The sequence below is a fragment of the Calothrix sp. PCC 7507 genome (assembly GCF_000316575.1).
In the GTDB taxonomy this organism is placed as follows: Bacteria; Cyanobacteriota; Cyanobacteriia; order Cyanobacteriales; family Nostocaceae; genus Fortiea.
Genome location: NC_019682.1, coordinates 4528257 through 4543409 on the forward strand (window position 1 = coordinate 4528257; position 15153 = coordinate 4543409).

The 15153-nt window shown below is 41.4% G+C and carries 11 protein-coding genes and 1 pseudogene; 8 read left to right on the plus strand and 4 right to left on the minus strand.

Annotation, left to right across the window (positions count from 1 at the left end; all coding sequences use genetic code 11):
• Window positions 1–7: 7 nt before the first annotated feature.
• On the minus strand, window positions 8–1594 hold the full coding sequence (cobA, locus tag CAL7507_RS19365) for a uroporphyrinogen-III C-methyltransferase (protein ID WP_015130185.1): 1587 nt from the start codon (window positions 1592–1594) through the stop codon (window positions 8–10).
• Window positions 1595–1853: 259 nt separating this feature from the next.
• Between cobA and CAL7507_RS19370 the strand changes: the two are divergent.
• The 4 genes and pseudogenes from CAL7507_RS19370 to CAL7507_RS19385 all read left to right on the plus strand — a co-directional run bounded on the left by CAL7507_RS19370 (window position 1854) and on the right by CAL7507_RS19385 (window position 4459).
• Window positions 1854–2431, plus strand: a pseudogene (locus CAL7507_RS19370) (Uma2 family endonuclease).
• Between the two features lie 367 nt (window positions 2432–2798).
• Window positions 2799–3437 carry a hypothetical protein gene (locus CAL7507_RS19375; RefSeq protein WP_015130186.1) on the plus strand — a complete coding sequence of 213 codons (639 nt, stop codon included), beginning with the start codon at window positions 2799–2801 and terminating at the stop codon, window positions 3435–3437.
• A 26-nt stretch (window positions 3438–3463) separates the two neighbouring features.
• The gene (locus CAL7507_RS19380) at window positions 3464–3754 is read left to right on the plus strand and encodes a hypothetical protein (protein ID WP_015130187.1); all 291 of its coding nucleotides are present in this window, start codon (window positions 3464–3466) and stop codon (window positions 3752–3754) included.
• Between the two features lie 78 nt (window positions 3755–3832).
• Entirely contained in the window at window positions 3833–4459 is a 627-nt protein-coding gene (locus CAL7507_RS19385; RefSeq protein WP_015130188.1) for a hypothetical protein, read from the plus strand.
• 40 nt (window positions 4460–4499) lie between these two features.
• Here the strand turns inward: CAL7507_RS19385 and nifV are convergent, their stop codons facing one another.
• From nifV to CAL7507_RS19400, 3 genes are all read right to left on the minus strand, one after another.
• Window positions 4500–5630: a homocitrate synthase gene (gene nifV / locus CAL7507_RS19390; protein ID WP_015130189.1), complete on the minus strand. Its 1131-nt coding sequence runs from the start codon at window positions 5628–5630 to the stop codon at window positions 4500–4502.
• A 403-nt stretch (window positions 5631–6033) separates the two neighbouring features.
• Window positions 6034–6504: a phosphate-starvation-inducible PsiE family protein gene (locus CAL7507_RS19395; protein WP_015130190.1), complete on the minus strand. Its 471-nt coding sequence runs from the start codon at window positions 6502–6504 to the stop codon at window positions 6034–6036.
• Between the two features lie 122 nt (window positions 6505–6626).
• Window positions 6627–7304 carry an HAD family phosphatase gene (locus CAL7507_RS19400; RefSeq protein ID WP_015130191.1) on the minus strand — a complete coding sequence of 226 codons (678 nt, stop codon included), beginning with the start codon at window positions 7302–7304 and terminating at the stop codon, window positions 6627–6629.
• Window positions 7305–7503: 199 nt separating this feature from the next.
• On the opposite strand from CAL7507_RS19400, the gene CAL7507_RS19405 reads away from it, so the two are divergent.
• The 4 genes from CAL7507_RS19405 (at window position 7504) to CAL7507_RS19420 (ending at window position 15004) form a co-directional block, all read left to right on the plus strand.
• Window positions 7504–8277: a glucosamine-6-phosphate deaminase gene (locus tag CAL7507_RS19405; RefSeq protein WP_015130192.1), complete on the plus strand. Its 774-nt coding sequence runs from the start codon at window positions 7504–7506 to the stop codon at window positions 8275–8277.
• Between the two features lie 228 nt (window positions 8278–8505).
• On the plus strand, window positions 8506–9024 hold the full coding sequence (locus CAL7507_RS19410; RefSeq protein WP_015130193.1) for a hypothetical protein: 519 nt from the start codon (window positions 8506–8508) through the stop codon (window positions 9022–9024).
• 178 nt (window positions 9025–9202) lie between these two features.
• A complete protein-coding gene (locus tag CAL7507_RS19415) occupies window positions 9203–12895 on the plus strand; it encodes a PAS domain S-box protein (protein WP_015130194.1) in 3693 nt (1230 codons plus the stop codon).
• A gap of 111 nt (window positions 12896–13006) precedes the next feature.
• Entirely contained in the window at window positions 13007–15004 is a 1998-nt protein-coding gene (locus tag CAL7507_RS19420; RefSeq protein ID WP_015130195.1) for a TrkA family potassium uptake protein, read from the plus strand.
• The last annotated feature ends 149 nt before the right edge of the window (window positions 15005–15153 follow it).

Below are 15153 nucleotides of genomic sequence, written 5' to 3' on the forward strand. Positions count from 1 at the left end.
TCAGACTTCATCCTTCATTTGACCATTTGATAATTGCTTGAGTTAATCCGTCTAAAGTATATTCTTCAGCTTCTACATCTACACGCCCAAATAAATCATGGCAAGTTTTGGAGGTTTGGGGTCCGATAGAAGCAATGCAAACTGCATCTAGGAAAGATTTTTCTGATAGTATACTATTTGTGAGTTGACAGAAAAATTGTACAGTTTTGGAACTGGCAAAGGTAATTATATCTACGGCGCTATTCCTGAGAGCTAACTCTGCTGATTCTGGTATACTACTGGGACAGCGAGATTGATATGCTGGCACCTCAATTACCTCTGCTCTCTTAGCTGTGAATTCTTTAACTAAAACTTCTCTTCCCCCACTTTCAACTCGGGGAAATAAAAGCTTTTTATTTGTTAATTCTTCTGGGAAGTTTTCTACTAAAGAATCTGCAACAAAGCTAGGAGGAATAAAATCTGGTAGCAAATTGTGTCGCTTCAAACTTTGGGCTGTTTTCTCACCAACAACAGCAATTTTCACGCCAGCCAATGCACGGGAATCTTTACCTTGTGCTGTTAATCTAGCGAAAAAGTAGTCTACCGCATTGGTGGAAGTCAGAATTAACCAGTGAAAATCAGATAAATTGGCGATCGCACGATCCAACGCTTCCCAGCTAGAAGGTGGGCCAATTTCTAAGGTAGGCATTTCAATGATTGTTGCACCTGATGCCGCCAGGCGATCGCTAAATTGACTCGACTGTCCCACTGAACGGGTAACTAAGATGGTTTTACCAGCTAGGGGAGGTTGGGAAAATAGGTTGAGGTTGCTAGTCACTGTTTGCAGATGAAGATTTGCGGGTGTTGGAGAATCATTTAAATCTATTTTCTCAGGTTGTAAGTACTTGCGTAGCCCCACCACTTCGCCAATTACAATTACCGCTGGTGAAAGGGATAAGCCAGCGGTTTGTTCCAGAATATCCCCTAATTGAGCAGTCCAAATTTCTTGACTGGGAGTTCCTGCCCAACGGATGATGGCAATGGGTGTTTTGGGCGATCGCCCCTGCCGCATTAGTTGGTGTATAATTTCAGCCAAGTGTTGCCCTCCCATCAAAATTACCAGTGTCTCTAACCGTGACAGCGCCTCCCAGTCTAAAACATCTGGTTCATGAGCTGTAAACACTGCAAAACAACGACTCAAAACCGGATCTGTGAGGGGAATTCCTGCTAGCAATGGTGCTGCAAAAGCCGAAGAAATTCCCGGTACTACTGCAAACTCACAACCAGATGCTTTTAAGGCTTCAATTTCGGAAGTACAACGCCCAAAAATAAACGGATCACCCGATTTCAGCCGCACAATTTGTTTCCCTTGCTGACAATAATTTACCAGTAACTTGTTAATATCAGCTTGGGTGGTGCTGGGTTTACCACCTCGTTTACCCACATCTAATTTTAGGCAATTATGTGGTACGCACTGCAATAATTGGGCATCTACTAAAGCATCATAAACTAGTACCTGGGCCTGTCCCAAAAGATTATAAGCCTGCACCGTCAGGTATGCCACATCTCCTGGTCCCGCACCGACAAGGTAAACTCTGCCCTTGTTTTCACTCATAAACTGTTACACATTTAACTTGTAAATTTACTTGATGACGCTTCATCTGCTTAAATCAAATATTTTCGCTTTAGGCTTGTCCAAGGTCAAGAGTCAAAAATCCTAGCTAGTACGCCACGGCGTAAATAAAGCTACTATTCTAAAAGCACAAAAAGCTTACAGTGTATACCTCTTGCTTTCATACTTCAGCCTTTTTGTACTAGCCTTTTCTCGTCGTCGATGATATTTTTGATCATAGATGAGTTAATTAGAGGTTGATATGACAGCACTTACATTAAACCTCAATTCTATAATTAAACTGACACGAGAGCAGTTTTATCAATTGTGTGAAGAAAACCCCGATTTAAAATTAGAACGCAATGACCAAGGAGAATTGATTATCATGCCACCAACAGGAGGAGAAACAGGGAGAAGTAATGTTAATTTAATTCTTCAAGTAGCATCATGGAATGAACAAAATCAACTTGGCGAAGTTTTTGATTCATCAACTGGATTTACTTTACCTTCAGGGGCTGACCGTTCTCCCGATGTTTCTTGGGTAGAAAAATCTCGGTGGGATGCTTTGACTAAAGAACAAAAAGAAAAATTTATTCCCCTATCTCCTGATTTTGTGATCGAGATACTTTCACCTAATGACAGCTTGAAAAAACTCAGAATAAGATGCAAGAATATATCGAAAATGGTTGTCTTCTAGGTTGGTTTATCAACAGAAAAAAACAGGAAGTAGAAATTTATCGCCCAGGACAAGATATAGAAGTTTTAAAATTACCTCAAACTCTTTCCGGGGAAAATGTCTTACCTGGTTTTATACTAAACATGCAACGAATTTGGGGATAAATATTCAGGATGAAGAATAATAGATCATAGTAAGTATTTTAGCTATAAGACTAATATTTGATTTCTGAAATATACGTAGGGTGGGCAATGCCCACCAAAACCATGATACGGTGGGCAATGCCCAACGCTACTCCTCTCAACGCGGGAAACTCCTCCGGATTCGGCAGTCCACTCGGTGCTTCAGACGCACCGCACGTGTGGCTGCGCTCACCGCGCACAAGGGTGGCTCCCCTACAGATACTGAGATTTTTTCAATAATCAAATCGGATTCCTATATGTAATTACTAAGAATACGTGGATATGAATTTTCACCAATGATTTAGACTTACCATATAATAGACATATATTTAAAACTTCTCTGGCAGTTATGGTACAAACAATTCAAGCCAAAGATGTCACCTTACTAGAATTAGAAACTCTATTTGGATTACAGCTAATCCGGGATAGGCAATTTTTTCAAGAATGGCAAGCTAATTTAGCTGAAATTACCGAACTAGAAAAACAACAATTAGACAAAGTTCAGGCAGGATATTTTAATTTGCTAAGGTATCCACCTATGCTGGAAAATGTTGTCAAAATGTCAGTATTAGACCCACTTTTATTTATTGGGGATTTTTATTTATCTCCGTTTTATGTTAAGTCGGAAAAATCTATAGAAATTTCTGCAGTAGATGAAAATATTGTCATCAAGGGTAGCTTAGATGCGTTGGTTTTGAAAGACCAATTTTGGGTAATGGTGATTGAATCCAAACAAGCAGCTTTTTCTATAGAAGTTGGACTAGCTCAAATCCTCACTTATATGTTAGCCAATCCTTACCCAGAGAAGCCTAGCTTTGGCATGATTACTACGGGAGGAAGTATTATATTTATTAAATTAGTGCTAGGAGAAAATCCACAATATGCTACTTCTAAAATTTTTGAACTTCGTAATCCTGACAATGAATTGTACGATGTGCTGGGTATTTTAAAACGCCTTAGTCAATTAGTGATTTCTGCAAATAATTAACATCAGCATCTCCATAATGAGAACAAATGACTAATAGCGATACTGACATACTTTACGAAGCTATAGTGATACGACAAGAACAAAACTATAAAGGCTGGATATGTGAAATCTCTATGGGTTATCCAACAGGTGTAATTTGCTTGAAATTTACTAAACAAATGATAATAGAAAAACGCAGTGATCCAATTAAATCTACCACTGATTCAAAATTAATTTACATTGGTAATACTCAACGTCATCCCAACTGGCAATATGAAGCTTGGCTACGCGCTAAATCTGATATAGATGCGCTGGAAAAAAATCAGCCAGAGGGTTAGTGAATCTAATAATTGACAATCCCTGGCGGACTCTAAACCGTTATAATACGTATGTATTTGTATTTCTCCTGGTAAATTATGGTGCAAACAATACAAGTGCGGGATATTAGTCTTTACGAACTAGAAGAAAAATTCGGTTTGCAATTAGTTACAAATGCTGATTTTTTCACAGAATGGACAGATAATTTACCATCGTTGAATGATGTCGAAAAATTGTCTTTAGAACGAGTAAAAAGCAACTATTTAAACTTAACTAAATACCTTCCAATGTCAGAAGAAACAGTGAAGATGGTAGTGCTATCTCCACTGCTAGATTTAGCTGGTTTTTATCAGCTACCCTTTGCAATTGAAAATGAAAAATCTACTGAGATCTCTGCTGTAGATGAAAGCATAATAGTCAAAGGTAATATTGATGTTTTGGTAATTCAAAAACATTTTTGGCTATTGGTTGTTGAATCGAAAAACACTAAATTTGATGTCTTAACCGCACTCCCCCAAGCACTTGCTTATATGCTTGATACTCCCAATATTGAACAGCCAACTTTTGGGTTACTTGTCAATGGTAGAGAGTTTGTTTTTGTCAAGCTAGTTCAGCAAGAAAAGCCAAAATATGCTCGTTCTTATGCATTATCAATTGAACGCGATGCAGAATTCCAACAGGTACTAAGTGTATTAAAATGCCTTAGTCAATTAATTTTGTTGTAGTAACAAAGGCTAGTGCAGACTGGCAGAAATAACTAAACTGTCAACTGGCATGAGAATGTCCCCATATTTGAGCTAAATCTAAAAGTTCTTGTATGGTAAGACTACGTTTTTTCTGAGTTGACTCTTGTCGCACTGCATCCAAGACAGACTGGGTTGCTTCTGGGTTAAGAATGATACCATGCTGCTGCAGTAAGCTAGATAATAAATGCCGCCCAGAATGCTTACCTATCACTAAACTCCGCTCTCGTCCTACTTCTTCTGGGGCAAATGGCTCGTAAGTGCTGGGGTTTTGCAATACACCATGTGCATGAATACCTGATTCATGGGCGAAAGTATTTTCACCTACAATTGCTTTCCAGGGGGGCACATCATAACCTGATGCTGAGGCGACAATTTGTGATATTTCTAACAAACGGGGAGTATCAATCCCTAAGTGGATACCATGAATACATTTGAGAGCCATCACAACTTCTTCTAGAGGTGCATTTCCAGCCCTTTCGCCTAGCCCATTGACTGTTGTATTAACTGATAAAGCTCCGGCTTTGATTCCTGCAAGTGCGTTAGCAGTTGCTAAACCAAAATCATTATGAGTGTGCATTTCTACAGGAATCGTTAAAGACATCAATAATTGTTTGACTTTGCTGTAGGTAGCGAAAGGATCGAGAATACCGACTGTGTCACAAAAGCGAAACCTGGATGCACCCAATTCTTGGGCGTAGAGTGCTGCATCTAAAAGAAAATTTTCCTCGGCTCTGGAGGAATCTTCACCTCCCACAGAGACAAACAGTCCCTGATCGACAGCGAAGCTCACACTATCTTTGAGTTTTTGGAAAACTACCTGCCATTGTCCCTGAAATTTAGCAGCAATTTGGATTGCAGAGATGGGAATGGAAATATGCACTCGCTTCAAACCACAAGCGATTGAGGCCTGAATATCTGAGATGACGGCACGGTTCCAACCTAATAGATTAGCTCGCAAATCCAAGTTGATAATTGCGGCGATCGCTTTTTGTTCTGCTTTACCCATTGCTGGGGTGCCAATTTCTAATTCGTGGACACCAATAGCATCAAGAATTTGAGCGATCGCTAATTTCTCTGCCAAATTGAAGGCAACACCCGCTGCTTGTTCGCCATCACGCAGTGTAGTGTCATTAATCAGAACTTGATCCATTGCCAAAATGCCTCCAAGAACAGTTAGGTATATTAATAACTTGAGCTTTGTGAAACTCCAAGGTAATCTCAGATATAATTTTCCCAAAGCTGAGGAAAATCAAACCCTTATTTAGCTAGATTTTCTAAGTTATTTAACTGAATTCATATTCCCATTGATGTACCGCTTTTCATAGTCAATAAATTTGTCCACTGTTGTCAAGTTATCAAAGTTACATTTACTTACTTTTATTTACCATAATAGACCTCTAGCAAAAGTATTTTCTACCAGATATGAAAAAAGGTGAAAAGGAAAAATCTATCCTTTTCACCTTTATTTTTACCGCTTGCTCGACTTATGCCAAGAAGTCTCATGATTGATGATCCGGGTTCAGGGGTGAAGACATAAAAAAGAATCAAGAGTTTTACTCCTGTTCTTTGATTGTTTCAGGATTAGTGATTTTCACATGTTCAAAAAGACGAGACATCCAAGGTAAAGCAATCAGAATTCCTGCTAAAACTATTAAAAATACAGAGATACCAAAAATTTGGTCGCGAGGAATTTCGAGAACGCCGCGCAAAATTACCTCTCGCAAAGCAGAAACAATAGTGATTTCCACTGCTGCCCCTACTGATATACTCTGTGCTTGTAGGTAGTCAATTAACAGGCGAAATAATTCTACTAGAATCAAGATGAACAAAATATCAGATGTTACTTGTCGTAAATCTAGTGGATGGAGAAAAGAGGAGAACATATCCACTAGGCGGATCAGCATCACACAGAATAAACCCAGACAGAGAGAGATGATAATAAAATCTTGAAAAATCTCCAGGTTACTGACAATTCTATCTCGCTGGAACCAAGTATTTATCTCTGTAATTATCCGTTTTGGCATGGGATCTCCGAGCAGCCTAGAGTCATTGATCCCCATGATAAGGAATTGAAATAATAAAAAATGTGAGCAACGTTTCTGTTAACTGCGTTAATACTTGAAATGGCTAAAATGTTATGTAATTTCTATAAAATCGCCCTCAAATCTTGTTCTATGCTGGAGTTAAGCAACGTCCATAGCTGTAAATCTGTAAAATCGGGAATGGCTATCAATGCACCGACTTCTAACAAAGCTTTTGGATCGTGGGTAGAGGCTACGCCGACGGTGGTGATTCCAGCGCCAACGGCTGCACGAATTCCAGAGGGAGAGTCTTCTAGAGCGATCGCCTGTGCTGCTACAATCCCTAAATTGTCCAGCGCTGCTTGGTAGGGTGACGGATCTGGTTTACCTGCTATACAATCTTCTGCTAAAACAACTGTGTGGAAAGCTTCTTTAATCTGCAAAACTTCTAGCATAAATTCGGCATTTAATCTAGGAGCATTAGTTACTAAAGCACGTTTTAGCTGATGTGTCTCTGTCCACTCCAGTAGTTCAAAAAATCCACTTAGGGGTTTTAGCTGTGGTGCGAGTTGGCGAAAAAGCGCCTCTTTGTCGTCTGCAAATTTTTGACCTGCTGCTGGTGATAACTGTGGTAGGATGTCTTTGACTATTTCTGGATTTAGCCCCCCACTAATCCGGGATTGGTAGAAAGTTTCATCGATATCTATGCTGTAACTCCCTAGCATTTGCTGCCAAGCTTGGTAGTGTATGGGGTCAGTATTGACAATAGTACCGTCTAGGTCAAAGAGAATTGCAGATAGCATAGTTGTTGAGGACAATGTAAATAATTGTTAACTTTATTTACACAGTTTACATTGTTTTGTGTCCTCAGTCATTATCCCGGCGGTAATATTCAGTTAACAGTTATCATTTCCGACAAGCATAGCTGGGTTATGGTGTGTATAGGTGTGAAAGTGTTGCCCTACAAATTAGCCCCGTATTGATCACCATCTGTGTAAGCAAATGTTAGCCGCTACAAAATTTTTTCGGGTTGATGAATTGACAGTACAGATTTACAACACTGAAGCCGAAATGTCCCAAAACGTTGCAGAAATCGCCAATCGATATTTACAAAAACTTCTGCAAGCACAAGATACAGCCGCCGTATTATTAGCAACAGGGAATTCCCAACTCAAATTTCTTGATGCTTTGATGACCTTGGGTGGTGTAGATTGGTCAAGGATTATCTTGTTTCATTTAGACGAATATTTAGGAATTACTCAAGACCATTCTGCTAGTTTTCGGCGCTATATGCAAGAGCATGTAGCAAAAAGAATCAGTCCTAAAGACTTCCACTATATCGAAGGTGATGCACTGCAACCTTTGTTAGAATGCGATCGCTATAGCAAACTGTTGCAAGCACAACCAATTGACTTATGCTGTCTCGGTGTTGGCGAAAACGGACATTTGGCTTTTAACGATCCATCTGTGGCAAATTTTCAAGATCCTTACAGTGTTAAACTAGTGAAACTTGATGTTATGAATCGTCAACAACAAGTAAATACTGGTCACTTTCCCCATCTTGATAGTGTTCCCCAATATGCCTTTACTGTCACCATCCCATTAATTTGTTCAGCCAAAAAAATTCTCTGCCTTGCACCGACAACACGTAAAGCAAAGGTAGTGCAACAAATGTTGCAAGGGTCAATTAGTCAAGAATATCCTGCTTCTATTCTGCGCCAGCAACCACAAGCAACACTATTTTTAGATGTAAATTCTGGTAGTTTGTTGTCTTAGATTCGCGATAAGCAGAATAAAATCAGAGTTTTTATCTATCTATGGATATAGATTTTAGCCTGTAGTTAATCTAAAATTAACCTTTTGATAGAGAGTTGATTTTTTTCTACAAAGCCTCCATTTTTACAATAAAATCTGATAGATTATCGGTATTGAGTTTTGCATTGTCAGTCTCACCTGGGAGAATTTCCTAAACTCGATTCCCTATCATTAAATCAGTTGTTGCATATGGATATCTTGTTTGTTCGCGGTGAAGAAAGTAAAAACATCATCGGATGTTATGGCAATACCGAAGGAATTGCGGCTGTGGTGGTCACAGTGTTCCAAGACAATAGTAAATATGAGATTATTGATTCTGTATTCCGGCGTCGTCTGGGGTTGAAGCCCACTGCTGATGATTTGCTAGGACTGGCTGAAATCCATAAAGTCAAATATATTATCGGCAATCAGCTGGTTGAAAATGTCTACCGTGGCGGAACATTAGAAAAAAATTATGAGTTTCCTGTTGAGATTCAATGGGAAACTAACGAAATCAATGTTGAGAAACTCCTGTTTTTGACCGAATGTTATCTCAATGAAGGTAGGTTAAATTTATCTGCTGATGTCGAAGACGTGATAGAAAAAGAATTACGGTCTTTTGATCTACAACAATACCGGGATGATAGTCGAGCTAGCCATAGACTATTTGCATTCTTTCATGCGATCGCAGCTGCACATCCATCCACTCCCACCTGGGCAAAATCTTAAGAAAAGTTAAGCTGTCGCGCCTGTCGGATATACACAAATCAGACAAATTGGCTTCTAGCAAAAGGAATTTATTAACGCTGGATGAGTATCTATCCGGAGATAAATTCCTAAACTCTGCAAACTAGCTTAGGGTATTAACAGCCTATGCAATAAGTATTGCTTGTTTTCAAACACTTTCATGCCCCATATCAATAATTCTCAGTTACGGAGTTACGGCATCGCTGTATTAGTTGTTGCAGTAGCCCTAGCGCTGATGCTAATGCTAGACACTTGGCTAGGCATGAGTAGCACGCCTTTTCTACTATTTTTTAGTGCTGTCATGGTGAGTGCTTGGTATGGTGGTTGGAAATCGGGATTGTTAGCAACCTTCTTATCCGTAATCCTGAGCCATTACTTTTTTCTAGCCCCAACTCATCACCTGACGATTAACCTACCCAATCTTGTGCGCCTGGGATTGTTCGCATCACAGGGATTACTCTTCAGTTTCCTGTGTGAGGCTTTAAGAACCGCTAAACGACGAACTGAGGTGAATCTGCAAAAGCTGAAAGTGAGTGAGGCGCGATTTCGATTAGCATTAACCAGTTCAGACATCTTTGTTTTTCAACAGGATCGAGATTTGCGGTATCAGTGGATTCATAATTCTCAGGGTGAGGATGTCGCAGAAGCGTTGGGTAAGTCTGACTATGAATTATTTCCGCCGACAGAATTAGAGCAACTGATAGCAATTAAGCAGAAGACACTAGAAACAGGCGTTTCTAACCGTGAAAAGATTTGTCTGACAGTTCGTGGCGAAGTCCGTTATTATGATTTGCTGGTGGAACCGCTCAAAGAGATGGGCGATGTCCAGGGTATTATCTGTGTAGCTGTGAATATTACCCAACTCAAGCAAACTGAGCAAGCATTGCGAGAAAGTGAAGCGAAGTTTCGCAGTGTGGTGGAGTCAAATATGATTGGTATTGGTTTCTGGGAGCGGGACGGTAAGATTACAGGCGCGAACGATGCTTTACTAGATGTACTCGGTTATACCCTTGAAGAATTAGTTAACGAAAAACTTAATTGGGTAGACTTGACACCGCCAGAGTATCTATCACTGGATGAACAGGCATTAACTCAACTCCAAGATAGCCCCTTCTTAACCCCTTTTGCGAAAGAGTATATTCGTAAAGACGGCTCACGCATCCCAGTTCTAGTAGGTGGTAGTCACTTTGAGGGGACTGTAGATCGAGGAGCTTTCTTTGTGCTTGATATGACAGAGCGCCACCAAGCTGAGGATGCACTGCGCGAAAGTGAAGAAAGATTCCGGGCCATGTTCAACCAGGCGGCTGTGGGTATTAGTTTAGTAGGGTTGGATGGGCAATTTCTCCAAATTAATCGGGCTTTGTGCGAAATTACTGGGTACAGTGCAGCAGAATTAATGCAGATGAATTTCCGGGAAATTACTCACCCTGATGATTTGGCAGTTGATTTGTCTTATGCTCGACAAGTATTAGCTAGGGAAATGAGCGGTTATTCTTTAGAAAAACGCTACATTCGCAAAGATGGTAGCACCGTTTGGGTAAACCTGACCTCATCAGTGGTTTGGGATGCTAACGGCCAACCAAAGTATGCATTAGGTATTATTGAGGATATTAGCGATCGCAAACAAGCAGAAACAGCACAACAATTTTTAGTAGAAACCAGTACTCTTCTAGCTGCCTCATTAGATTATGAAGTCACTCTAGCCAACGTGGCCAATCTGGCAGTTCCCACCCTCGCAGACTTTTGTATTGTCGATATTTTCAGAGCAGATAATTCTATTCAACAAATAGCGATCGCTACAGCTGATCCGCTCAAAAAACAGACTTTACAAGAATTACGACGGCGTTATCCACCTAATACCGAGCAAGAACACTATTTTTTACCGAAGTTACAACAGGGACAATCCGTCTTTTATCTCCAAGTGTCCGACTCGTTCCTCACAGAGTTAGCCCAAGACGAAGAACATCTGCAATTACTCCGCAGCTTGGGTGTTCGTTCTCTGATGGTGATTCCCCTCTACTCCCGCCAGCAATTATTCGGTGCCATCTCTTTTGTCACAGCCGAGTCAAGTCGTTTCTATGGACAAGCAGACTTGGCTTTAGCAAACGATATTGCTCGACGAGCGGCGACCGCAATCGATAATGCTAGACTTTACCAAGAAACTCAGCAGGCAAAACAGGCAGCAGAGAAGGTTGTGAGTCGCATCATGCGCTTACAAAAAATTACAGCCGCCTTCTCCGAAGCATTGACTCCACAAGAGGTAGCAGATGTAGTGGTGAGCCAAGGAATTGCTGCTTTGGGTGCGACATCGGGTTCTGTTGTCTTGCTAGCTGATGGAGATACTTCCCTCAAGGTTGTCAAGGCAATTGGCTATCCGCAATCGATTATAAATGTATGGACGAGTTTCCCCTTAAAAGCCGATGTCCCCATAGCAGAGACAGTCAGAACTGGACAATCGATTTTTTTAGAAAATCCAGAAGCGCTGATTAGCAAATATCCCAGCTTAGAGAATTCTGTCGAAATTACAAACAATCAAGCCTTTGCTAGCATTCCCCTCATAGTTGAGAACAAAGCCATTGGGGCGCTGGGATTAAGCTTTGCCACAGCACAGGTATTTAGTCAAGAAGACCGACGATTTATGTTGACTTTAGGACAACAGTGTGGTCAGGCGATCGCCCGCGCTCAACTTTACGAAGCCGAAAAAACTGCACGTGCGGAAGCAGAAACAGCCAACCGCATTAAAGATGAATTCCTCGCTGTCCTTTCCCATGAAATTAGAACTCCCCTGAATCCTATTCTGGGATGGGCGAAGTTACTCCGCACCCGCAAGCACGACGCAGCTACTACCCTCCTGGGATTGGAAACCATTGAGCGCAATGCCAAGTTGCAAACTCAACTAATTGAAGACTTGCTTGATGTTTCCCGAATTTTACGAGGTAAGTTGAGCCTCAATATCTATGCGGTGGATTTGAAAGCTACAATCACCGCAGCCCTGGAAACAGTGAGGTTAGCAGCCGAAGCCAAATCTATTCAACTGCAAATAGCGCTAAGTGACAATACTGTACAAGTGATGGGTGATGGCAATCGCTTGCAGCAAGTAGTCTGGAATCTGCTCTCTAATGCCGTTAAATTCACACCCACAGGCGGACGGGTAGAGGTAAGCTTATTACAGATTGAGAATGATGCCCAAATCCAAGTGATTGATACAGGTAAAGGTATCACCCCAGAATTTTTGCCTCATGTCTTTGAATACTTCCGCCAAGCCGACGGCAAAACCACCAGAGTCTTTGGTGGATTAGGATTGGGATTAGCAATTGTGCGCCATTTAGTAGAACTCCACGGTGGCACGATTGAAGCAGAAAGTCCCGGAGAAGGACAAGGCGCAACCTTTAAAGTTAGGCTACCGTTGCTCAAAAATGCTAATTTACCAGATGAAAGTATTGAGTCTCCAATCTGCACAGAAGACTCAATACTTTGTGGAGTGCAAATCTTGCTGGTGGACGATCAGGCTGATGTGCGGGAGTTTTTTAGCTTTGCTCTAGAACAGTATGGGGCAATTGTCAAGACAGTAGCATCAGCAAGTGCAGCATTGAAAGCACTAGCTGAGTCAAAGCCAGATATCTTATTAAGTGATATTGGGATGCCTGAGATGGATGGGTATATGTTGCTACGCGAGGTGAGAAAATGGTCAGTAGCAGAAGGTGGGCAAATTCCGGCGATCGCCCTAACTGCCTATGCCGGAGAAATTGACCATAGACAAGCACTAGCAGCAGGATTTCAAAAACATATTCCCAAGCCTGTCGATCCTATCGAGTTAGCTGTGGCGATCGCTAATCTTCTCGGACGCAAATAACTTTCTTGGTCATTTGTCAACAATCAACAGTCATCAGTCATCAGTTATCAATATTTTGCTCTGATAACTGTTCACTGATTTAATGAAGAATTAGTAATTATTTATTGCCGTATGGGACAGAATGCAACAACAAATACAAACTCTTTCTTAGTTTGTGGACTGGGTAATTTGGGGCAATATTGTGTATCTGTACTCAAAGAATTTGGGGTAAAAGTAAATGCTATTGAAATTGAAAATATGCAAAAATGGGAGATTCCCGACTTACCAGATTTAGTAGACAAACTGGTAATTGGTGACTGTCGCCAAACCAAGATATTAGAACAAGCAGGAATTCGCCAGTGTCGAGCAATTCTCATTGTCACCAGTGATGAGCGGATTAACATTGCAGCTGCATTTGCGGCGCGATCGCTTAATTCCCATGTGCGCCTAGTTATTCGTTCAGCACAGGAAAATTTAAATGAGTTACTCAGCGAAAACCTTGGTAATTTTGTTGCCTTTGAAGCCACTCAATTACCAGCCAAAAGCTTTGCACTCGCAGCATTGAGCAGTGAAACTAGGGGATTCTTCACCTTAGAAAATCGCTTACTGCGAGTTGTGAGAATCACAATCGATGCTTCCCATCATTGGAGTAATTACTCTCAACTTTCCGCAATTAACACTCCAAACCGAAGAGTGATTGCTCACACTAAAGCCAGAAAACCCGTACCAAAAGGATTCTATCAATGGGAACCAGATACTCAAGTGCTTCCAGGGGACACCATCGCCTACATTGAAGCCACCGAAAACTTAGTCGCTTCCCCAAGGAAACCCGTCAAAAATCTCCGGCAATTGTGGCAGGCGATCGCTACTGAGATAAAGTGGACAAACCTCCGCCACAAGCTGACCCAGTTTTGGGAAGAGAGTAGCCAAACCCGTCGCGTAGCCTTAGTTTCCGCGTTGTTGATGGTGAGCCTCTACTTATGTGGAACATTGCTATATAAGCTGCAATATCCCAAAATCACCTGGCAAGATGCCCTAAACGTATCCCTAGTCCTCAGTATCGGTGGCTACGACAACCTCTTTGGACAGCTACAAATGCCCTTCGAGATTCCCTGGTTGCTACATGTATTTAGCATCAGTCTCACAGTGGCTGGGACAGTTTTTGTCGGTATCCTCTATGCTGTCATGACTGAACGCATCTTAGCTGCGAGATTCCAGTTTTCCAGGCGGCGTCTCCCAGTACCCAAAGCCGATCATGTAGTGGTGATTGGTTTAGGGAGAGTTGGTCAACGAATCGCACAACTGCTGCAAGAATTCAAACAACCTTTAATCGGTGTTCACGCCACTGACTTGGAACTAGGGATATTATCCAGAATCCCCTTGATTACAGGAAATATCAAAAATGCTTTGAGCCGAGTCAATATTGCTACCGCCAAAAGCGTCATTGTCGTCACCGATGACGAGGTAGCAAACCTAGAAATTGCCTTGAGAACCCACACAGCTAACCCTACAGCCAACATAGTCATCCGTACCTTTGACCCCCGTTTCAGCGAGAACGTAGCGCGCCTACTTCCCTACGCCAGAGTTTTAGGTGTTTATGCACTAGCCGCGGAAGCATTTGCAGCGGCGGCGTTTGGCGAAAATGTCTTGAATGTGTTTCGATTAAATAACCAAACTACCCTCGTAACTGAATATCAAATTGAAGCCGATGATACCCTAAATGGACTATTGCTAGCGGAGATTGCTTACGGCTATGGAGTAGTACCAATTCTTCACTCCAAAGTTAGCCAGCAAACCCCTAAATTTATGCCCACCGATGATATCAAATTAACCGTAGGCGATCGCTTAGTAGTTTTAGCAACCATCGAGGGACTGCAGCGAGTAGAACACGGTACTTTCATAGCTCGTCAATGGCTGATAGAAGTAGAGAAAGCTTTTTCATCAGAAGCCGCCTTTGAAGGTGCAGCAGTAATATCACGAGTTTCTGGCTGTGATATGCACCTAGCTAGAACCCTCATGAGTCAACTCCCAGGAACCCTACAATATCCACTTTATAAACACCAAGCACATCGTTTAGTCAGTGAATTAAGTAAATCCCAAGTTTCGGCTCATATTATTCAGAGTAATTAATAACACGGATTAAACGGATTTAAAGATTGCACGGATTTTTAGATGACAACACCATTCCATCATCAGTGTCATCCCATAATCATATTTAAATTGACGCTAATATTTCAATCACGGATTAAACGGATTTAAAGATTGCACGGATTTTTAGA